General features: G+C 33.6%; 16 protein-coding genes. 1 reads left to right on the top strand and 15 read right to left on the bottom strand.

Going from position 1 to position 23,695, the window contains the following annotated elements; genetic code table 11:
- Positions 1 to 18: 18 nt before the first annotated feature.
- From DM444_RS02820 to DM444_RS02765, 12 genes are all read right to left on the bottom strand, one after another.
- Entirely contained in the window at positions 19 to 1,002 is a 984-nt protein-coding gene (locus tag DM444_RS02820) for a cytochrome c oxidase subunit 3 (protein WP_111283775.1), read from the bottom strand.
- A 42-nt stretch (positions 1,003 to 1,044) separates the two neighbouring features.
- A complete protein-coding gene (locus DM444_RS02815) occupies positions 1,045 to 1,632 on the bottom strand; it encodes a cytochrome c oxidase subunit 3 (protein ID WP_111283773.1) in 588 nt (195 codons plus the stop codon).
- Positions 1,633 to 1,634: 2 nt separating this feature from the next.
- Entirely contained in the window at positions 1,635 to 2,537 is a 903-nt protein-coding gene (gene cyoE, locus DM444_RS02810) for a heme o synthase (RefSeq protein WP_111283771.1), read from the bottom strand.
- A 156-nt stretch (positions 2,538 to 2,693) separates the two neighbouring features.
- Complete coding sequence (locus DM444_RS02805) at positions 2,694 to 4,817, bottom strand: energy transducer TonB (RefSeq protein WP_111283769.1); 2,124 nt, start codon at positions 4,815 to 4,817, stop codon at positions 2,694 to 2,696.
- Between the two features lie 19 nt (positions 4,818 to 4,836).
- Positions 4,837 to 5,580, bottom strand: coding sequence for a deoxyribose-phosphate aldolase (deoC, locus tag DM444_RS02800; protein WP_111283767.1), 744 nt, complete (start codon positions 5,578 to 5,580; stop codon positions 4,837 to 4,839).
- 114 nt (positions 5,581 to 5,694) lie between these two features.
- Positions 5,695 to 6,078, bottom strand: a complete 384-nt coding sequence (locus tag DM444_RS02795) for a VanZ family protein (RefSeq protein ID WP_111283765.1) — start codon at positions 6,076 to 6,078, stop codon at positions 5,695 to 5,697.
- Positions 6,071 to 6,451 (bottom strand): glycine cleavage system protein GcvH, encoded by a 381-nt coding sequence (gene gcvH, locus DM444_RS02790; protein ID WP_111283763.1) that lies wholly within the window; start codon positions 6,449 to 6,451, stop codon positions 6,071 to 6,073. The genes DM444_RS02795 and gcvH overlap by 8 nt, the downstream gene beginning before the upstream one ends.
- Before the next feature lie 83 nt (positions 6,452 to 6,534).
- Entirely contained in the window at positions 6,535 to 13,755 is a 7,221-nt protein-coding gene (sov, locus tag DM444_RS02785) for a T9SS outer membrane translocon Sov/SprA (protein WP_111283761.1), read from the bottom strand.
- A 25-nt stretch (positions 13,756 to 13,780) separates the two neighbouring features.
- Positions 13,781 to 14,362: a Holliday junction branch migration protein RuvA gene (ruvA, locus tag DM444_RS02780; protein WP_111283759.1), complete on the bottom strand. Its 582-nt coding sequence runs from the start codon at positions 14,360 to 14,362 to the stop codon at positions 13,781 to 13,783.
- A 78-nt stretch (positions 14,363 to 14,440) separates the two neighbouring features.
- A complete protein-coding gene (locus DM444_RS02775; protein WP_111283757.1) occupies positions 14,441 to 16,732 on the bottom strand; it encodes an NADP-dependent malic enzyme in 2,292 nt (763 codons plus the stop codon).
- A gap of 155 nt (positions 16,733 to 16,887) precedes the next feature.
- Positions 16,888 to 17,313, bottom strand: coding sequence for a CBS domain-containing protein (locus DM444_RS02770; RefSeq protein ID WP_111283755.1), 426 nt, complete (start codon positions 17,311 to 17,313; stop codon positions 16,888 to 16,890).
- Between the two features lie 456 nt (positions 17,314 to 17,769).
- Entirely contained in the window at positions 17,770 to 18,012 is a 243-nt protein-coding gene (locus tag DM444_RS02765; RefSeq protein ID WP_111283753.1) for a helix-turn-helix domain-containing protein, read from the bottom strand.
- A gap of 91 nt (positions 18,013 to 18,103) precedes the next feature.
- Here DM444_RS02765 and DM444_RS02760 point away from each other — a divergent pair, with 91 nt between their 5' ends.
- Entirely contained in the window at positions 18,104 to 18,442 is a 339-nt protein-coding gene (locus tag DM444_RS02760; RefSeq protein WP_111283751.1) for a hypothetical protein, read from the top strand.
- A gap of 60 nt (positions 18,443 to 18,502) precedes the next feature.
- Here the strand turns inward: DM444_RS02760 and DM444_RS02755 are convergent, their stop codons facing one another.
- The 3 genes from DM444_RS02755 to DM444_RS02745 all read right to left on the bottom strand — a co-directional run.
- Positions 18,503 to 20,512, bottom strand: coding sequence for an OmpA family protein (locus DM444_RS02755; RefSeq protein WP_111283893.1), 2,010 nt, complete (start codon positions 20,510 to 20,512; stop codon positions 18,503 to 18,505).
- Positions 20,513 to 20,520: 8 nt separating this feature from the next.
- Entirely contained in the window at positions 20,521 to 21,432 is a 912-nt protein-coding gene (locus DM444_RS02750; protein ID WP_111283749.1) for a PorP/SprF family type IX secretion system membrane protein, read from the bottom strand.
- 46 nt (positions 21,433 to 21,478) lie between these two features.
- On the bottom strand, positions 21,479 to 23,695 hold a 2,217-nt coding region (locus DM444_RS02745), incomplete at its 5' end, for a T9SS type B sorting domain-containing protein (RefSeq protein WP_162614908.1).

Genomic DNA, 23,695 nt, shown 5'->3' with positions numbered 1-23,695 from the left:
ATAATTAAATTCTAAAAATTAAACTAGGTAGAAAACTGTAAATACAAATACCCAAACTAAATCTACAAAGTGCCAGTATAATCCAACTTTCTCTACCATTTCGTAGCTTCTTCTTTTCTCGTAAGTACCTAATAATACATTAAAGAAAATAATGATATTGATGATAACTCCAGAGAATACGTGGAATCCGTGGAAACCTGTAATGAAGAAGAAGAAATCAGCGAATAATTTATTACCATACTCGTTTCTGATCAAGTTAGCACCTTCTACTACATATTTAGCAGTAGCTAAATGTTTTTCAGATTCTTCTCTTGATAAGACTGTTTTTTTCTTATTATCTGTAAGTTTTTCTGTTCTAATTAAAATTTCAGGGTGAGCTTTAAATCCAGCCTGAACTTCAGCAACTGTGTAAGAAGGAAGAGATTGAGCATCTTCCATAAACCAAGTTGAATGGCTTCTTGTTAAAGCTTCTCTTTGTTCTGGCAATTTAACAGCAAAATCAGCTAAAGCTACTCTTTTACCATCTTTGTCCACAAATTGAAGTAAGCTACCTCCAACAGTTTCAACTGCTCCATATTCACCTTTAATGAAGTTTTTCCATTCCCAAGCTTGAGAACCAACGAAAATTAAACCTCCAATAATAGTTAAGAACATGTAGATTGCAACTTTTGTTTTTTTCAATTGGTGTCCTGCATCAACAGCTAGTACCATTGTTACAGAAGAAAAGATCAAAATAAAAGTCATTAATGCTACATAATACATTGGAGCCGCAACACCATGCATAAATGGGAAGTGAGTGAACACTTCATCAGCCAAAGGCCAAGTTTCAATAAATTTAAATCTAGAAAAACCATAAGCTCCTAGAAATCCAGAGAATGTTAAGGCATCTGATACGATAAAAAACCACATCATCATTTTACCATAACTTGCTCCTAAAGGCTCATTGTGACCGCCTCCCCAAGTTTTTTCGTCGTTGTTTGCAGTAGTAACTGTCGCTCCCATAAAAGATATTCGTTAAAAAGTTCCCAAATTTACGTTTTTTTCTTATTTAAAGAAATATAAAAATAAAAATAAATATACCCATAATAAATCCAAAAAGTGCCAATACATCGCACCTAGTTCTATACCAAGAGTTTGAGTCGAATTGTATTTTTGTTTAAAATGATTATAAATTATAATTAAAAGTGAAATTAATCCGCCAGCTAAGTGCAACAGGTGTGTAACTGTTACAACATAAAGAAAAGTTGTAGTAATTGAGCTACCTTCTCCTGTAAAATAGTATCCTTCTGCAACGATTTGTCCAAATCCTTTGAATTGCAATACCACAAATAAAACTCCTAAAGCTAAAGTTCCTAAAAGTAAACTTGTAACTGCGCTTCTGTTATCTTTTTGAATAGCTTTTTTAGCTAAATAAAAAGTAACACTGCATGCAATAATTACTGCTGTACTCCAATAGAACGCTGAAGGAAGTTCAAAATTCTTCAACCAGTCTGCTCTTGATTTACTTACTACAAATGCGCTTGTTAAACCCGCAAACATCATGGTCATACTTACCATTGCAAAAAGTAAAATCAGTTTTGCTGATTTTGACTTTCTTGATTGTTCTTCATTTGTTTTTAATGTCATTTCCATAACTATCTTAAAAATTTATCTACTATAAATACAATTTGCAAAAGCGATATATAAGACACGCTTACTAGCATTAACGTCCTCGCTGCTTTTGCCGTTCTTAATCGATACAGTTTTACCGCATAAAAAAGCATCCAAATTCCTAAAAGAAATACAAGAATAGCTGCAATTGGAGAAATAAACAATTGTCCCGTAAAACCTAACATAGGCAATAACGAAGCTATTATTAGCCAAATTGTATACAATATAATCTGTAATGCCGTTCCATTATCTTTTTTACCAGTTGGAAGCATAAAAATTCCTGCTTTTTCGTAGTCTTCATACAAAAACCATCCAATAGACCAAAAATGAGGAAACTGCCAAAAGAATTGAATCAAGAATAAAGTTCCTGCTTCAATGCCAAATTCGCCTGTTGCCGCTACCCAGCCCAACATAAAAGGAATTGCTCCAGGAAATGCTCCAACAAAAACAGACAACGAAGTTACTGTTTTTAATGGCGTATATACACTTGTGTAAAGAAATATAGAAATTGCAGCAAACATTGCTGACTTAGCATTTATAGTATAAAGAAGTGCGATTCCTAAAATAGTTAGCAAACTTGCCACAAGCAAAGCTACCTTTGGAGACATACGTCCTGATGGCACTGGACGATTTTTAGTACGATCCATCAAAGAATCGATATCTTTTTCAATTACTTGATTAAAAGCATTTGAAGCCCCAACCATACAGTAACCTCCAACTGCCAAAACAGCTAAAACGCTCCATTTAAAAGGGTGTTCAGAATCTACTCCTAACAAATATCCAGCAATAGAAGAAAACAATACACTAATAGCCAGACCAGCTTTAGTAATCTCTTTAAAATCTAGAAATATTGATTTGATTGATAATGTATTTTTTGCAGTGTTCAATCTATTGTATTTTGTGTATTTTTTTTGAGTGCTGCAAATGTACAAATTAGATTGTAGAATATAGACCTATAAAAATAGATTTTTTTCAATAAACCCTGCATAAAATAAGAACTTGTAAATCTTTAACACTATTGTTTTGAAAAATCTTATTAAAAACTAGTAGTCAAAATACCAGTTGAAAATATCTGAACGTAAACCTATGCTAAACCAAGTCGTATTTTGCTTAAAAGTCGCAGCTGTTTCCTGAGTCGGATCAAAATTTCGATAAATCAAACTTCCGAATAATTTTAAATTGGTCATTGGGTTAATCAAATAACCTCCTTGGATATCTGCAATAAAAACACTTGTTTTATTTCCCTGCCCTATTTTTACACCTGTATCGTAAGGTCTATTAAGATCATAACTTTTATAAATATTACCTCCATAATTATAAGAGTCTTCGGCAGTATCAAAATCTAAACCTCTAGTTCCAACTGTAAATTTAGCATCTGCAAGCCAACGTCCTTTATGGTAACGGGCAATTGCGACAAGTTCTCTAAAATTACCTCCCCATTGATGCCCTAAACTTTGGTTATTATGCCCATAATTTGTAATAACAGAGCTATGAGAATACACATAAGGACGCACACTATTCCATTCAACTTGTAATAACAAATCTTTTACGTTGAATGCATTGAAATATTTTGCACCTAACTGAAATCCAAATTTATTCTTCCAGCTTTGATTTCCCGCTCCAACATCAGACACAGAAAATTCATCAATCAAAAATTGAGAGTACAGATTTACACTATTATTCCATTTGTATTTACCTGTTAATCCTAAAAGTGCGTTTCCGCTTTTAGATGAAGATCCAAATTCAACGGCACGATAAAAAATAATTGGATTCACAAAACTTGCATCAAAACCTCTATTATTAGTATTGGTCCAGACCACAGATTCAAAGAATCCTAAATTCAATCTATTAGAAACATTCCAGCTTAAGTAGTGGTTTGCCATAAATTTTGTAGCGTATGTTCCATCTACTGTTACATCGGGACGAACATCTTTCATCCACATATAAGTGTTGGTATATTTAATTTTCCAAAAATTAGTATTCAGCTTAAAGTATGGATAAGGATTTGCTCCATCACTTTCAAGCAAAGAACGATAACCATCTCCTATAAAATTTCTGCCATAACCTAATTGAAGGTCAAAAAACTTACTAGGCGTAAAAGTAATGTTTGCCTCTGCTAAAGGAAAATCATAAGCATCGGTTTTAAATTGTTTTGCAATTCCAATTCCCGGTATTATTGCAGGATTTCCTCCCGATGGTTTAATTGATTCTGCATAATCATTAAAATAACCTGCAAATCTACCTTGGCTTTCAAAAAATGTAGTAGTAAAATTAATCTGTTTTCCTAAACCTCCTCTAAAATTAAGCGCTCTTGTATTCACATACGTATAAGATGCATCAAGATCCGAAGCTTTTCCTAATTGCAAATCAACAATTGGATTCAAAGCCAGCCAATAATCTTCTCCCTGAATCTGAACTAGGTTTTCGTTCCACCATTTTCTTCCCAGCCAAGTCGAAGTCTTTTTTTGCAATGACTCGTTGACTGCCTTTAGATTATAATATTTAGAAACCTCAGCATAAGTATACGGTTTAGACGCCGTATGATTATTACTTCCTACCTGATTCATCGCTGCATCAAACTGCGCATAATAACTATGTGAAAATGGAATATTTAAATGACTTTCAAATTCTGGATTATTGTATTTTTTATATACTATACTATCCAATTCGGTCATTGGTTTTTCAACTGGCTTTAAGATTTCTGCAGCTGCTAAAGCTTCTGCAGCAATCTGCTCTGAGCTTTTTAGCGGAATATCAATAGAAATAGTATATTTAGAATAAGTTGGCTTTCCGTTATAAGTTGAAGGTTTTATCTTCGGAAATGCTCCAAACACACGTTTTGCTTCCTCAGACAATTCTTCACTTCCTGCAGAAACATAAATTACTTTAAATTCACCATCAGCATTAACTTCAAAAAGAACTTTTACTTCGCCTTTATAATTGTTTTGTTTTAAATTTTCTGGAACTTGAAAATTGTTAAACACAAAATCCTGAACTTCTTTATAAAAACAATTTTCTAATTTTTTAGCTTCCAAATTTTCGCAATTTGGAAAAACTGGAAACATTTCTGCCGTAAAACCAGGCTGAACGGAAGAACTTCCATTTTGCTGAGAAGAGACAATAAAGAATGAAAAAATTAAAACAAAGGACAAAAAAAACTTATTCACTTAAAATATGGGTATTTATTTAATATTGATTTGGGGAAATTTCTCCATTTGCAATTGTTTTTGCAACTGAAGTTCCGATTCGCTTAACTCCTAAACGAATCATTTCTGAAGCTTCTTCAAATGAACGAACACCTCCCGCAGCTTTTACTGGAAGAGGAGAAGCATTTTCAAGCATCATAATTATTGCTGGTACCGTCGCGCCGTTTGGAAGACCATTGTCTGTATTATAAAAACCCGTTGAAGATTTTACAAACACAGAATCAAAATCATCTTCTTTAAAATTAGAAACCACAACATTTTTAATCAAGGCAGATAACTGAATAATTTCTTTATCTGTTAAAGCTGCAACTTCGATAATCCATTTAACTGTTTTATCATTCGCTAAACCAATTTGGGTTCCAATTAAGATTTCTTTTTTTACCAAATCAAGATCACCGCTCTTGAATGCTTCGTAATTACATACAAAATCTAAATCGTCTGCTCCATTCGCAATAGCTTCGTTTGCTTCTTTAATTTTGTTTTCAAGACTTGACTTTCCTTCTGGAAAATCAATTACTGTTCCTACCAACAAAACCGAGTTGGCTTCTATTATCATTTTTTTTGCCAGAGAAACATATTCTGGTCGAATCATAATGAGTTTAAATCCTTCTTGAACTGCTTCGTCAATTGCATTTTTAACCACAATAGTATTTTCTGCTTCCGAAAGACCAGCTTGCGATGCAGTTTTTAAATACGTTGAGTCCAAATATTGCTTTACGTTCATTTCGATAGAAGTTGCAGAAAACCAGCACAAAAGTACATTTTATATTCAAAAAACATAGCTTTTTGAGAACTTCATTTTCTTGTAAAAAAAAACCCACCGAAGTGGGTCTTGATATTAAATTTTATCGATTTGCTTTTTAAATCCGATTGCAGAAAAGACTGCTACAAAGGCACCAAGTGTATTGGCCAAAACATCAGCAACATCTGAAGCTCTAGTCATAGTAAGAGCACTTTGCAGGATTTCGATTGTAATTCCAAAAAAAACAGAAAATATAAACGAAATTAAATAGGCTTTATAATCATCTGCTTCTCTTCCTTTTAATTCTTTTTTGAAAAACAAAATCCAAGAAATTGTAAATCCAAAATGAAAACAGAAATGTACAATTTTATCAATACTTGGGATACTAACTGCAGGTAAGTTACCTGAATCTGTAAGACAAAAATAACTAATGATTCCTGTACAGATAATGGCCCAAATTAAAAGCAGCTGTTTAGGCACCGATTAATTGTTTATAGTCATCAGCTGATAATAAAGAATCAATTTCTGACACATCAGCAATTTTTACTTTAATCATCCATCCAGCTCCATAAGGATCTGAATTTACAGTTTCAGGAGCACTTTCTAAATCTTCATTAAAAGCAATGATTTCACCTGTTAATGGTAAAAATAAATCTGAAACTGTTTTTACAGCCTCAACAGTTCCAAAAACCTCATCTTTTGAAAGTGTCTGATCTAAAGTTTCTACCTCAACATACACGATATCTCCTAACTCTTTTTGTGCAAAATGAGTAATTCCTACAGTCGCAACATCTCCTTCGATGCTAACCCATTCGTGATCTTTTGTGTACTTTAAATTTGCTGGTATGCTCATAATAGTATGTTTGAAAATTGATAATTTAAAATTTAAGCCACAAATGTAATAATCTTCTAATAAATCTAGTTTAGAAACCCAAATTAATTTCCAAAATTATAACGAAGTGTGAAACCTGATCTAATATTCGTTAAAGGAAATGAAGTTGAGATAACTGCTTTCGAGAACGAATGGTCATAATAGAATATTGCGGTTAAGTTCTTACTGAAAGCATAATCTGCTGACACTTTTAAAGTCCATATATTCTGTCCTGCTGCCAGCTGATTATTATCGTAATCTAAATATCGAACTAAAGTCGCATTGTTTCTATATGAGAAATCGGCTTTCAGGTTTATATCGCTTTTTATAATTCCTGTTGGATTATCTGCAAGTCTAGAAGAGATAATTACATCTTTAAAACGGTACCCCATTCCAACAACATATTCAATTCCTTTAACCTCTGTCAGCAAGTTATTGTCAAAACTCATAGACAAGGCACGGTCTTTCTTAACTTCTGTTAACAAACGGAATGAATTTTTCAGCTCGAAGTCTACTCTAATAAGTGGACTAAACTGCTCTACTAAATTCACATTTGACATGATCGTTTTGTTATAGAAATTTGTGTTCACATCCTGACCTCCTGGAGTTTCATAATAGTCAAAGTTTGATCTAAATTGACTAATTGTATAAGAAGCTCTATAATTATGCTGCAATGAAAAACGTCTAAAATGATCTTTAAAATATTTGTAACGCATCAATCCGTTGTATTTCACACTCCAGTTCGGAATAGGGAAACTTCTAAAAATATCTGTCGAACTATTTGAAGCATTTCCTCCAGTATAAGCCGCCAAGAATGATGGCAATAAAACTGCTTGATTACTTTTTGAGAAACCAATTGGATAACCAACGTTTGATGAATAAATTTTATAATTTGGATCAGATTCATCTGGAATTGGATTGTTTGCATCACCATATCTAGGAATTGCTGCTCCACCATAATGCTGTTCTGCCAAACGATTGGCAATAGTCAAACGATTATTTCTAAAGTCATCAAATGCCGCAGATTCTGTTTCTGTACTCGTAGAAAAAGAAGTTTTAATCAAGACGGTCGAAATAGAAAACATTCCATAAGTATATGGCGACAAAGGCAAATATTGGCCAGTTGCAGGATCAACACTATATTGCTCTGATGAATTTTCAGAATAAGCGCGATCCATCGCCAAATCAATTTTTAAGTCTGGAAACAAATCTACATTTGCTGTTATTTTCAAAAGCTTATTGCTTACCTGTGTAAAATTTTGATTGAAATTTTGATAACTCGTCAGCCATCCGTTTTTAGCTGCTTCGAAACGCACATCATCTTGACTACCAAAAACAAATCCTAATGAAGGCTTAGATGTTCCAAAGAAACCAACTCCAGGAATATATCCAGGTAAAACTGTACCACTGTTTTTAGTATAATTAATCTGAACATTCTTAATACTCGTCAAAACTCCAATTAAACCATCATAAAAAGGACTGCTGCTTGTTACTGGTTTAGCGGTATTTACAATTTTTTCACCTGGTTTTGGCGGTGCTGCCGGTTTTGCTTTTGCCGCTTGTTTTGCACCTGGCGTCAACCCTAAATATTTATACAACGTATTCATATTTAATGTCGTAGAAAAAGTATTCGAATTTGCATTCTGAACTGTATTTCCTAAATCCCACGACACTCCATTTTCGTCAACGTATTGAGAAAGTGCAGTTGATGATCTTTGCCAATTGTAATCAGCTGTATATGAATAAGTAGCCTTAACAAAACTAAAAATTGGAATTTTATTAATTGGAATATCATAATTCAGAACTAATTGCTGTAAGTGCTGATTTGGTATACCAATATCCAAGTAGTCATCCCAGATATTGAAGTCTTCTTTTGGCGTATTATCGTCATTCAAAAAGTTTCTTACAATATTGTTAGATGCTGCTGTATAATTTAATTTCAATGATTTCGTCAAGTTAAATCCAAAACCGTACTGATAATTAAATGCAAAATTTCTTCTATAAAGAGGATCTAGACCTATACCTTCTACATCAACTTGTCTATATTGCTGGCGGTTGCTTTGTCTTAAAATATTGGTATTAAAAGAAACATTCGACGGCAGGTAGTTAAAATTAAAATCGCTTAATAGTTTCCAATATTCACTTGTTTTCATGAATTTGGTTTGCTTAAAAGGAACTACTTCTTTAGGCTGGAATGTATAAGCATAATTTACAGAAGTATTAGACTGCTCATCTTCATAATCTTCTACTTCATAATCATGACGCTCAACCTGATTGTAAGATTGAGAGAATGTGAAATTCTCTACATCATATACATGAGGTTTTTGCTCTGGAGCTCTATCCTTTCTTACTCCAATAAAGTTGATACTTTTACGCTTAGTATAATCTATTGCGCGTGTTCTAATATTATCTTTTTCTGCAGGGTCTGTTGTTTCAGCAATTAATTGATCTAGCTTAATATCCTGATTAAACGGATCATATTCTGGTGTAATAATTTCTTCACCAATTGCATAATTAAACGGAAGATTAATTCCCCATCTTTGAGGAAGTAATTTCCCTAAATTAATATTCGTTACAATATTATACTGCTGAATATCTTCACGATCTCTTTCATTGGCTCCTTGTTCAAGAGAACCAAAACCAATTGTACTCTTTTTACCTGAAGCAGATAATGTCATCAAATCGGCCATGTTGGTATCAACATTTAATAAAGCTGCCATACCTCCTTTGTTCTCCAAATCAGACATACGAAGCTCATTAAACCAAACTTCCCCTTTAATATCTTTATGATCGGCAGCACTTTTTACTCCGACCATTAAATTTCGTACTAAACCAAAATTTGGATTTCCTTTAATACCTAATCTTAATTTGCTGTCACCATCACCTCCACTTGGAATTAAATCTGGATCATCATCTGGATAATACACTCCATTAATATCTCTTTTTCCAGAATTAATATCAACAGACATTCCCTTAATTTTCATTCGGGTTAATAAATCAAGCGCTAAGTCAATATTATTTTCATCTAGCCAAACTTGGCTTGGAGTTATGGAACAAGAACCACCTGTTGTTGTTACTTTTAAAGGAATCTCAATTTGGTAAAAGTTTTGCGTAAAATCGTTACCAAAACGGATAAATCCAATCATTTCATCATCCAAAAGAGGATTTTCATTTGGAAGTGATTCGGCGTGAAGGAACATTTTCAATTTTTTGTACTGACGCATATCAACACTTACATTTTTGAAAACTGCTCTAGAATCTTGATACTGTAATCCAGTACCGCCAACTCGCACTGCCAACGACTGCTCATTTTGGTTAATAATTGTATTATTATTATACAACTGCTCTCTTTGAACTCCTGGAGGAATAACATAGTTTACAGGACATTTTGTACTGTTTTCTTGGATATTTACTGCCGCAACATCAAATTCAGTTCCGTCATCATCAGGATTTGTATCAGAAGCGTCGAGTGTTCCTGTATATCTTCTCCATTCTCCTCGAACTAAATCTAATGCTCCAAAACGAACTGTCATTTGATCATTAAATCCAGTCATAAACATACGCATGAAACGGATTGATCTAAAATCGGTAATATTTCCAATGGTGTTTTTAGGTTGCGAAACAGGAATCTTAAACTGAATCCATCTTGCACGTGTAGTAGATCCGTTTGGCAATTCTACATTACCTACATCTTCTGGTTCACGAATATCACTAATATAATTTTCCCCAACCTGCATTCCCGGTTTTAAGTCAATGCTGTATTCATAGTACGCATTGATTGTACTCATGGTATTATCACGATTGATATCTTCAACGTCTGGAAGAGTTGTCGAACCGCGATTTGGGTCATCAACGCTTACAGCAGAGTTGTTCTCAGTTCCATTATACCTTTTATAACGCTCTAAAACGCCTCCATCTGTATTTAAATAGTAAATATAGTTATCAGCTGCAGGATCCGCTTCACCTGCATAATTGGTGTAAATCGACGCCTCTTTAGCATCTGGCAAACCGTCTAAACCAACGTCTTGATTTTTACGATTATCTGGATTGGTATCAAATGCATAAATTAATGACTGAGAAGCTGGCACATCTCCCCAAAGTGGCTGAGGATTTACCATTATCTGATCTGGTCCTAAACCATTTTCATATTGTTTTCTTCCGTCCTTTAGAACGTCTTCAGAAACTTCACCTAAATTGAAATAAATTTTACCAACGTTACTTGGCTGCGCTTCTCCATTTCCAACATAAGGATCAAGTACCCAGAACTGAATGTATTCCACGTTACCCTGCTCAAAGTTTGTAGAGTTCAGTGCACGCATAATTCCACCAAAATTGGTTGATGGATTACTTGTCGAAAAATTTGGATTATTATTATAAGGTCCTCTATCTGATGGATAATACGTTAAATCAAGCGTATTTACAACCTGAATCTGACCCTGTGCAATATCTGTATTTGGATAAAGCTCTCTACTGTAAATTCTTCTGGTTGAATTTAATGATAAGTCATCATTTGAAATTCCAGATGGCTTTGACGAATAGAAAATAGGATCAATCGTATACCAAGCTAATTTTGCACGCTTATAACCATACTCTAATGTATTTGAACTAGCATTAAAAGTATTATCTGTCGCTGAATTAATAAATGGCGTTGAAGCCAAACTCCAAGCATACGCAGATCTCATATCTATTGTAGTTTGAGATCCTTCAAAATCATCAATATAAATAGTTGCCTCTCCTTCAAAGTCACTTGCTTTTGGCGCATCTGGTTTTAAAAATGCAATTTCTCCACGAATCGAAAGATTAGAAGGTACATCTGTATCAATATTTGGCAATTTGTTAGCCAGTCTTGTTAAGAATGGAACTTCTGTCGCATAATTTCCATTGAAACCAAAAATAGTATTATTTACAGATTCTTGCCCGTAACTTGACTTTTGAGTAAAAGGACGCTCTGTCATTTTTAATAAAGTCCCGCCAACAACAAATTTATCAGAGATTTTATGTTCAACATTTACTCCCATAAATCTTCTTGTCTGCTGACCAAAGATAGAGTTGTTCTCTAGCGAAACTTCAATTGGCGTATTTGAAGCTTGCAATGAAGGGTCCAAAATCTGTACTCTTCCCAATTGGTAATCTACACTGTAGTCAATACCTTCGACTAAAACCCTTCCTGCAGCAGTTACAACAACAGATCCTTGAGGAACGTTGAAAGCTCCAATTGGAATACCGCTACTACCTGAAGATTTGTATTTTCCTCGTAATAAAAATTTGTTTTTATCACTATCCTGTAAAGCTCCTGCCTGTGTGTTTTTATACATGTTTCTAAACACATATTTCTTCTGATTGGCATTATACGTGTTTGGATCATTATAATTTTCACCAGAACCTGAGTTCTGTAATTTTCTAAACAAAAGCTCTCCAAATGGCTCTTTTGTTGTAAAAATAATTCGGGCATTTTGTACATCTACAGTTACTCCTGGAACATAATCAAAGAATCCGTCTCCTCCAGTTTGAGGGTCATTATTGTAATTTAAGCGGTCAAGATTAAAGACATTCAATAATGGTGTTTGCTCTACTTTATCATCTGGAGCAGGATTTGTTGGGAATGTAGTTCCTGTTACTGGCGTAATATAATTTATTGGCGAAGGATCTGTATAAAGAATGTTAAGTCTGAAATCTTCTTGTTTGATTTGATAAGCTTGAGGAATTTGATAAACGTTTTTCATCATCAAGTCCCAAACCGGATTATTAACGTTAGTCAAACTACTTTTCAGCATTTTCAAAACCAAACTTTGTGTTACGATTGCTTGGTTAGCATTGTTATTTCCTGTAACTACAGTTGCATCAACACCATCACTTCCAAATTCTCCGACTTGGTATACTTTTCCTCCAACAGTATATTCAAAAGCAACAGCTAAAATTTCATCATTAGCCAAACGCTGCTGTAACGAAATATAACCTAATTGCGGGTTAAATGTATATTCGTTTGTAGTTAATTTTCTAGCATTTTCAAGAACTGAGTAATCAGTACCTTCGTTAACATTAGTATTATTGAATCCAGATTTGGCTGTAACAATTTCTCTAATATTAGAATTCAAATAACTTCCTGCTTTTCCAATAGCTGCAGGATCGTATTTGTTATTTGTATTGTCTGTTGGAGAATCTATAGGATTATTGAAAAATCCCGTTGGATCTGTAATAACAACCACTTCATTATCTGGAACGCCTGAAACCTGACCTTCTCCCAAATCCTGAAGTGCAATAACGTTTCTTAAGTTATTACTAGTAGTTGTTACTCTATTCTGTTTATTGGTTACCCATACCTCAATCCTTGTAACTTGAACACGGCTGTCAATTAATGGATAATTTCGAAGAGAAGCATCGTATTTATTTCTGAAATATTGTGACAGGAAGAAGTGTCTGTCATTATCATAATCTAATGCAAACAAATCAAAGTTCTGCACTGTCCCTCCACCTTCTGCGACTATACTTTTGGTTTGAGACTTTTGTTCTGAGAAAACTCCGGTAACAGTTGTTTTACCAAATTGAAGCTGTGCTTTAACCCCAAATAAACTTTGCGCACCACGAATTAAGGTACTGTTTAAAGGCATACTCACATTACCAACCTCAACTTTCTGAACAATATCATCTTCTGAAGGTGTGTAAGCTAATTTGAATAAATTTTGAAAAGCAAATGTTGATTGTGTATCGTAGTTTGCGTTTACTTCGAGACGAGTTCCAATTTTTCCCATTAAACTCATACTGATTCTTTGATCGAAATCAAAAGTCAGACTGGATCTATTTCTAGGTGAAAATGATGGATTATCTTGTTTAGTATAACGTAAACCCAAGTCCATTTCTACTGATCCTGTGGGCTTTACATCTATGGTATTACTTCCAAAAATACTTTCGAATAAACTCGAATTGATATAATATCTTGGCAATAAATCTTTTTTGGCTGCTTCCGCTCCAGCTTTTTTACCATCTATGGCATCCGATTTTTTTCTAAAATAATCTCTTCTCGATTCTTTCAGAACTAAATCTTCATACTCTTTAGGAGTTAAAATTAGCGGATAGTTGATAGAAAAACCGTCAACAGAATTGGTGTAGATATAACGATCAGTAATAGGATCGTATCTGTATGCCGATAGTATACTTGGAGGATCTTCAAGCTCAATTTTACCTACTGAAAACTGAGTTTTAGTTGTATCTTGTGTTGCGGGAGTAACCTGCGCACGCAAAACATTACCGCAGAGCAAGACCAGCAACAAAATACAAATTTTACGCATAGAATTCTTTTATATGAAAATGAATTTATAAGCTTTTTAAAGCCTTTTTGATAATTGTTTCGACAGTAGCTTCAGGATCTTCTTTTACAATCTTTTCCACCACCTTTTCAGAAGCTTTTCGTACAAAACCTAATACTTCTAGAGCAGATAACGCTTCATCTCGGTTTCTATTGTTCTGAACAGCAAAAACTTCGTCTATATCGTACAATTTAACAACTTTTTCCTTTAAATCAAGTATAACCCTTTGTGCTGTTTTGTTTCCTATACCCTTGATAGACTGTATAACACCTACATCTCCAGATGCAATAGCATTTATAATTTGTTTTGGTTCTATTGAAGAAAGCATCGTTCTAGCAATACCAGCTCCAATTCCTGATACAGAAATTAGCATTCTAAATATTTCTCTCTCCGATTTTTCAACAAAACCATATAAAGTATGCGCATCTTCTTTAATTTGAAGATGCGTATACAATTTTATATTTTCAGTATTTGGTATTAGGGTAAAAGTATGCAGTGATATATTTACCTGATAACCAACACCTCCACAATCTATTACAACGTCTGTAGGATTCTTCTCTACTAATCTTCCCTGCAAATGTGCTATCATAAATATAATTAATTAGTATCAAATATAACAAAAATGCCATAAAACTACGACAAAATTGTCCAATCCTCGTAAGAACGTTTATTGTGCTGCTTTATTCTTTTTAATTTCTTTTTCCTGAGCATCAATAACAGCGATTGCAGCCATGTTAACCATTTCTTCTACGCTTGCTCCTAATTGGAAAATGTGAACTGGTTTGCCCATACCCATCATGATTGGTCCAATCGAATTCACTTTATATAATTCTTTTAATAATTTGTAAGTGATATTTGCTGACTCTAAGTTAGGAAAAATCAATGTATTTACCTTTTTTCCAGCTAATTTAGAGAATGGGAATTTCTCCTGAAGCATTTCTGGATTTAAAGCAAAATCTGCCTGAATTTCTCCATCAACAATCATTTCTGGATGATTTTTGTGCAAATAAGCAACTGCTTCTCTAACTTTTGAAGCACTTGGACTGCTTGAAGAACCAAAATTTGAGAATGAAACCATTGCAATAACTGGTTCAATTCCGAACATTTTTGCTGTTTTTGCAGTCATAGTGGCAATATTAATCAAATCTTCTGCAGATGGATTGATATTTATTGCTGTATCTGATAAAAACATTGGCCCTCTTGAAGTTAACATCATATTTGCAGTTGCAATTAACGATGCATTTTGTGCTTTTGGAATTAATTGCATCATTGGTTTTACCACTGAAGGATAACTTCTAGAATGTCCAGTAACTAAAGCATCTGCTTCTCCTTCGTTAACCATCATTGCAGCAAAATAGTTTCTTTCGCGCATGAATTTCTCTGCGTCTAATTTAGAAACACCTCTACGTCCTCTTGTCTCCCAAAATGAATTTGCAAACCTGTTACGTCTTGCTTCTTCTTCATCTGTTTTAGGATCAATGATTTCAAGTTCTGCATCAAAACCAAGTTCTGCTTTTAGTTCTAAAATCTGTTCTTTGTTTCCTAATAAAATTGGGAATCCGATTCCGTCTTCGTAAACAATTTGAGCTGCTTTTAAAACGTTTAATTGATCTGCTTCAGCAAAAACAATTCTTTTTGGGTCTAATTTAGCACGGTTTGTAATCAAACGTACCATTTTGTTATCGTTCCCCATACGTTCGCGAAGAATGTCTTCGTAAGCTGCCCAGTCTGTAATAGGATTTTTTGCCACTCCAGATTCCATTGCCGCTTTTGCAACCGCTGGGGCTACAACAGTAATTAATCTAGGGTCGAAAGGTTTAGGAATGATATATTCTTGTCCGAAACCAAGTTTTGTTGCACCATATGCCACGTTTACTTGCTCTGGAACTGGTTCTTTTGCCAAAATAGCTAAAGCTTTTACAGCCGCCATTTTCATTTCTTCATTGATCTTAGTCGCTCTTACGTCTAATGCTCCTCTAAAAATATAAGGGAAACCTAAAACGTTATTTACCTGATTAGGAAAATCGGAACGTCCTGTCGCCATAATAACGTCTTTTCTCGTTTCTACAGCTAAATTATAATCGATTTCCGGGTTCGGATTTGCCATTGCAAAAACGATCGGGCTTTTTGCCATTGTTAACAACATTTCTGGCGAAAGAATATCTCCAGAAGATAATCCGATGAAAACGTCAGCATCTTTTACGGCTTCTGCCAAAGGAATCTGAGGTCCGTCAATTGCATATTTTAATTGTAAATCTGAAAGTGCAGGATTGTCTTTAGTTAAAAGTCCTTTACTGTTGTACATTAAAACATTTTCAACTTTTACTCCAAGTAAAACATACAAATCAGTACAAGCAATCGCCGCAGATCCTGCACCAGAAACTACTACTTTTACATCTTCAGCTTTTTTACCTGCTAATTCAAGTGCATTGATTAAAGCTGCAGAAGAGATAATTGCTGTTCCGTGCTGGTCGTCGTGCATAACTGGAATATCCAATTCTTCAATCAGTCTTCTTTCTATTTCAAAAGATTCTGGAGCTTTGATATCCTCAAGGTTAATACCTCCAAAAGTTGGAGCAATATTTTTTACAGTTTGAATAAATTCTTCAACATTTTCGGTATCAATTTCGATATCAAAAACATCAATATCTGAGAAAATTTTAAATAATAAACCTTTTCCTTCCATTACAGGTTTTCCTGCTTCTGGGCCAATATTTCCAAGTCCTAAAACAGCTGTACCGTTTGAAATTACAGCTACTAAATTTCCTTTTGCTGTATATTTATAAACGTCTTCTTTGTTTGCTGCGATTTCTAAACATGGTTCTGCAACTCCTGGCGAATAGGCCAATGATAAATCTCTCTGGGTTGCATATTTTTTTGTGGGAACTACCTGAATTTTTCCTGGAGTTGGCTCTGCGTGATACAGCAGCGCTTCTCTTCTTTTACTCTCTTTGTTCATTATTTTTAGCTTTTATTCTAGCTTACAAAGATATAAGTCTTGTTTTAAAAAGGCATCTTTTTAGCGTTTTCTTTTCCTAAAATCTATTTAGAGAAATAAAAAAAGTCCAATAGAAATTGGACTCCTTTTAAATTTTTATCGTTTTTAGCTATGCTTTATTGAGAAATATAAGAATTCAAATGCTGAATGGTATCTTTCTGAATTTCTATAATTGCCTTGACTACATCACTAATTGAAATAATTCCAACAACAATTCCATCTTCTAAAACAGGCAAGTGTCGTATTCTTTTTTCACTCATAAGTTGCATGCAATCATCAAGATTATCTGAAAGTTTAACTGTAAAAACATTACTTTCCATAATCTCATGAACGAAAGTTTCTTTAGAAGATTTATCCTTTAAAACAATTTTTCGAGCATAATCTCTTTCCGATAATATTCCTTTTAAAACGTTATTATCAATAATTAGAATCGCTCCAATATTTTTGTCTCCCATTACTTTTAACGCATCATAAACCGTTAAATTGGAGAAAATAGAATAGACATTTCTTCCCTTTGCTTTAAGTATTTGATCTACAGTCATAATGAAAAATTTTTAGATTTATAAAGTTATAACAAAATCCAACACAATTTGCAGCGAAATCGATTTTTTAAAAACATAACCAATTCATTTTAAACATAATATACCAAATTTTACATTTTCAAAATTATAGTGTAAAGAATGAAATTGTTTAGAATTGTTTTTTGAGAAAAATTAGATTTTTTAACGTTTACCAACCAGTTTCTAACTACCTGTAACTCCTAGCGGAGTTATTTCATTTTTAACCATTAACAATGTTCCAGAGAAGCATAATATTTATAGCTGAAAAATTATGACAAATGAAAAAAGCTCCAGAGGAGCATAATATTTATAGCCGAAAAATTATGGCGAAAGAAAAAAGCTCCAGAGGAGCGGCATATTGCCCCGCTGGGGCTCTTAGGTGTTTAATATATTCTCTATAAATATTTCGTCCCGCTGGGACTAAGGAAATAACTTTAGTTATGAATTTTCTAAAAATATTTTACTAATCAAAGTTGCCGATTCTATATTTAATGCATCTGCTATTGAAAAAAGCAAACTGATAGAAATATTTTGTTCTCCTTTTTCAATTCGTTGAATAGTGCGTACATCAACATTGCATAATGTTGATAGTTGTTCTTGTGTAATGCTTTCTTTTTGTCTGAGTTCCTTGATTAGTAAACCTAATCTAACAATTTCTAACTCGTATTTATTCTTTTCCACAAATCAAATCTATCAAACTGTGTTAAAAAATAACACGACATATATGTCATGTTAGAATTTAATATTATTTTTGTTTAAAAAAAATCTTACAATGGAAGCTGATGAAACTAAAAATTTAGATTATCTAAGAAAACTAACCTCTTTTTATTTTCAAACCTTAAAACCAATTGACGCCAAAGCGGAAGAAAATATTGCTCAAATAAAATTTCAAAATTATTTAGAGCTTGGTTGTGTAATTACCGATATGTTAAAACTTTGTATTCTAGCTTTAGAACAAGACGCTCATAAAATTTCTGAAACCAACAAAAGTAAATCTATTAATGTAGGCCTCATTTTAGAAACAGTTCTTCAATTGATTCCAATGGATGAATTTGAGTTTTTAAGTGAAATTAATTATTTGCTTTCTGGAGATTCTACTATTAAAGAGTAAATAAAAAACCTTTTCTAAGTTTTAGAAAAGGTTTTTTGTTCTATTAAAAGAAACTCATTTTTACATTGCAACAATAATAAACTCGCTTCGTCTGTTTTGCATGTGCTGTTTTTCTGTACATTTTACTCCGTCTGCACATTTATTGACTAATTGTGTTTCTCCATAACCTTTTGCAGTTAGTCTGTCTTCGCTGATTCCTTTTTGAATTAGCCAATTTTTGGTTGATTGTGCTCTTTTTTCTGAAAGAATCTGATTGCTTTCTGAAGAAGAACGGCTGTCGGTATGCGAACGAATGTCAAGTTTCATATTTGGATATTCGTTTAAAAGATTCACAACTTTCATTAATTGTGGTTCTGATGTTTTTTTGATGGTTGCTTTACCCAAATCAAAAAAGTTCATAGGAAGATTTAATAGTTTTGCTAAGTCTGCTCCTACTTTTATAGAACCTAATTTTACTGGACTAATAGCTACTTTTTTGATTGCTACCGTTTTTGCTAAAAGAGGTTTAAATACTTTATTTAATGAAATCGCTACCGTTGTTTCTCCTTCTGTTTGAACAATTAACGGAACTTCTTTTGCATTGTAATCATTCTTTGCAGTTCTAATTGTATACTTTCTACCGCATTTAAGATTTGGAAAAACATAATTTCCTTTTTCGTCTGTAACGAATGTTCCAACTGGATCAAATTTATCATTAAATAAAGTCAATGAAGTGTTAGCTAACAATTCATTTGATTCAGCATCAGTAACCGTTCCCGTTAAATTTTGCTCACAAATAAGTCTTTTAGTTTCGGTAAATCGGTAAATATCATCCAGACCTTGACCGCTTTCTCTGTTTGAAGAGAAAAAACCATTTCTGTTTTTACTATCAATATTAAAGGCAAAATCATCTTGTTTACTATTTACAGGTTCTCCAACATTCAATACTTCATCAAAAGTCCCATCGGATTTAATTCTTGAAGCAAAAATATCTAGTCCGCCTAAACCTGGACGCCCATCAGAAGCAAAATAAATTTCGTTGTCTCCAGAAATAAAAGGAAAAGTTTCTCTTCCTTCTGTATTAATCGTTGGACCTAAATTTTCTGGAGTTCCAAAAGTTCCATCTTCATTAATAGTAACTTTATAAATATCAGATTGTCCTAACGTTCCCGGCATATCTGATGCAAAATATAAAACTTTCTCATCTACACTTAAAGCTGGATGTGCTGTACTGTATTGATCGCTGTTGAACGGAAGTTCTTTAACATTTTGCCATTGCTCATTGATCCATTCTGCTTTATATAATTTTAAAAGTGTAACGTTTTTATCGTTGCTTCTTCTTTTTCCGTCAGTAAAATTATTTCGAGTAAAGTACATTGTTCTTCCGTCTTTTGTAAAAATTGGACTTGACTCGTTGAATTTGTCATTCTTTCTTTTTACTAAAAGTTCTGTTTTTCCAATACTTCCATCTGGCAATAAATCGGCGATATATAATCTAGAAAAAGATTGGTTTGTCCATTGAAAATTAGATTTAACAACTCCGCCCGTGTCGCGCGCAGAAGTAAAAACTATTTTATTATTGTAAACAACTCCGGCATAATCTGAAAAATGAGAATTAACTCCGGCATCTCCAATTTCAAATCTTCCTGAATTTTCTTTTATTTCTTCTAAATAGTTTTTATCAGTTCGTATTAAATCGGCTCTTTTTTGTAAAACTGCTTTTTGATTGAATTTCTGTAAAATTTCATCCGATTTACGATAGTTCCCAACCGATTTTAGAGATTGTGCATATCGGTACAAATATTCAGAATCTTGATTTTCGTTTAATAAAAATAATTGTTCGTACCATTTTAATGCATTTTTTAGTTCTCCATTAAAATAGTATGAATTTGCCAAACGCTGAATTATTCCTTGGTCAGTAGTTTCTTCGTTTACTAAATTCGCATATACTTTTATTGCATCCGCGTAAGCGTACTCCTCATATTTTTTATCTGCATATTTTATGTTCATTGTAGTGAATGGGTTTTGCGCATTCATGTTTGAAATAAAACTACACAGTAAAAAGATCAAAATTAATTTTCTAGCTTTCATAGGTTTCATTAAAAGAATCTTGGAGATATCATTTTATTATAATTATTAAGGAATTCAAATCTCAAGAAAATCTCGTGAGAACCAGAATTGTATTTTCTCAATTGTGTAGTTTCATGATCGTAACCATAACCTATATACATTCCTTTTGTAACTTGAAATCCTGCCATTGCACTAACAGAAGCACTCCAACGATAAGCAAGACCTAAAACAAATTTCTCATTAAACATAAAGTTTCCTGAAACATCTACTTGCAAAGGAGCTCCTTCTACCATTTTCGCCATCAAAGCAGGCTTGAATTTTATGTACTCTAAACGATCAAGATTAAATACATAACCAGCAATTAAGTAATAATTGATCTTTTCTTTAAAAATTGCGGTATCGTCAGAATCATAACGATTTGTCTCTATAAAATTAGGAACCGACAATCCAACGTATGCACGATCTGAATGAAAATAAACTCCGGCACCAACATTTGGTGTGATTCTATTATTTAGATTTTGAAACTGTGGATCATCTTGATCTTCAAAACTCAATTTATTAATATCCAAATTGAAAATATTCATTGTTCCTTTAATACCAAAAGACACATCCCATGTTTCTGAAGTTGGCATGGTATAAGACAAATCTCCTGAAAGTGTGTTTTCATTAGTTGGTCCAATTTTATCATTTACCAAAGAAACTCCAAGTCCTAAATCACTGTTTCTTAAAGGTGTATTTACAGAAAACGTACTTGTTTGCGGCGCTCCTTCTAATCCTACCCACTGCGTGCGATACAATCCAAAAACGCTTAAAGCTCCTCTAGAACCTGCATACGCTGGATTGATTTCGATTGTATTGTACATGTACTGAGTGTACTGTGCATCCTGTTGTGCATTGGACACAATCGAAAAAAACATAAATACTAAAACTAATTTTTTCATTTATTAAGCTTTAAAACGGCTTAGCCTTGACTAAGCCGTAATCCATTTATTTATTAATGTATAAGTAACCTGATTTTTCGTGAGGGTTTTGAGCGTTGTCTTTGTATTTCAAAATGTAGAAATAGGTTCCCACTGGCAGACCTTCTGTTTGTTTAACAGTTGAACGTCCGTTAGAATATCCAAGAAAAACTCGATCTGTATTATCATATTGATCAATGTTGAAAACCAGAACTCCCCAACGGTTGTAAATCTCTACTGTATTGTCAGGATAACATTCTATACCTCTGATATAGAATCTCGAGTTCTTCTGATCTCCATTTGGAGAGAAAGCTTTCAATACTTCGATTACACATCCATTTAAACCTATTACAGTAGGATTATCTCCATCATTTCTTGAATCGTCTGATAGATCTTCTACTACAACTCCTCTTACACTGCTTCCTTTCACACTTGCCTGATTGCTTACACTTCCTCTATTAATATCATCTTGAGTTATGGTGTAAATTGCGGTGAAATTTGTTTCGTTAGATTCGTTCACTCCCAAATTAATTGCCTGTCCTGAAACCACAACACCTGGCAACGGATCATTTAATGTGATTCCAACTAGGGGAACATTTCCAGTATTTGTTATTGTAAACTTATAAGTGATTGTTTCACCTGCATTAGCATATTTATCCTTGTTTTCATCATTAAGAACCGCTGTTTTAACAACTGAGATTGCTGGAACTTCAACAAAAACGTTTAGTACAGCTGTAGCACAATTTGTTGGATTTGCTTTTTCGCAAACTTGATAAGTCAACGTGTAATTTCCTCCTGGTGTATTTGGCTTAACACTTACGGTTCCATCTGCATTCCATTCAAAATAAGAATCAGTCGTTAAAGGTGTAACTGTAACATCTGCTGAATTGATAGGCTGTCCGTTTATTAAATCATTATCTAAAACATTTACAAATTCTAGAGAACCATTAATTCCGTCTACACTAATATTATCGTCTTCCAACGTAATTTGACCTGCTGTTGGTTCAGTTGGATCAACACTATTTACAACTGTAATCTTAACTATTGCCTGACTGCAATTTGATGGATTTGAAACTTCACAAATTGAATAGGTCAATTCGTAAACTCCACTTGGTGTATTTGCCGCAATATTGATCGAGCCGTCTGCATTTAATACTAGATTTGGATTAGCTGTAATCGTTGACAAAATAATATCTGAAACATTTGGTTTAACTCCGTTTAAAATATCATTAGCAAAAATATTAAGTGAAGCGTCCATTCCTTTTTTCACATCTATAGGTCCAGCCTCATCATCATTCGCTTTAATTGCAAATGTCGGACGTGCATTACAACCTGACGTCGCAGCTGGATAAGCTACAGAAACTACTACCGTTGGGTTTAATGAAAACTCCATTTTAACTCCATTTCTTGTAGCTTCAAATCCGTCAGCACCTTCAGTCCATTGTCCGTTATTCAAAATCCATCCTGGCCAATCAACTCCATTTCCGTTACTATCAACAACAGCTCCTGGCCAAATAAGAGTTCCGCTTAAAGATAAATTCGCCTGTGTTGCGACAACATTGTTATTGCTATCGATCCATTTTACTGTTAATAAATTACTTGTTGTGAAATTATCTGGAGTCACAGAATAATCAACATAAGGAACATTATTCGAACAGTAGCTGTTTGCTGATACTGTCATTTTCGGTTCCTTTACTGTAACTTTCACATTATTTGAACTGCAGTTGTTTGTATTTAATTTTTCACAAATTGTATAAATCAATTCATATTCTCCTGCAGGTGCATTTGGAGCTAGTATAACATTTCCATCTGCATCAACTGTCAAATATCCTTTTGGATCGGCAGTATTTACTGTTAGATTCACATCTGACGGTATTAATGCATTTCCATCTTTTGTATCATTATCAAAAACATTGATTAATGTTTGAGAAACATTTACTCCAACTGCTGATGGAATCACATCTTCGTTTGCAACAAGATTTCCTGCCGTAACCGTTATCACTGAAATCACTGAATCGCAGTTTGTCGGATTCGTGTTTTCGCAGATTTTATATTCCACATTATAATCTCCTTTTGGAGTGTTTGGCGCAACAGTAATGCTATAGTCAGCGTTTAATGTCAATCCTGAAGGAAGTGTTCCGATAATCGTGAACGAAGCCTCTCCCGCGTTATTTCCAATCACAACCGGATTTCCGTTTAATTTATCATTTGCAATTAATGACACCGTTGTTCCTCCAATATTTCC

Origin of the sequence: Flavobacterium ginsenosidimutans, assembly GCF_003254625.1 — a bacterium.
In the GTDB taxonomy this organism is placed as follows: Bacteria; Bacteroidota; Bacteroidia; order Flavobacteriales; family Flavobacteriaceae; genus Flavobacterium; species Flavobacterium ginsenosidimutans.
This window is presented reverse-complemented; position numbering and strand designations above follow the sequence as displayed.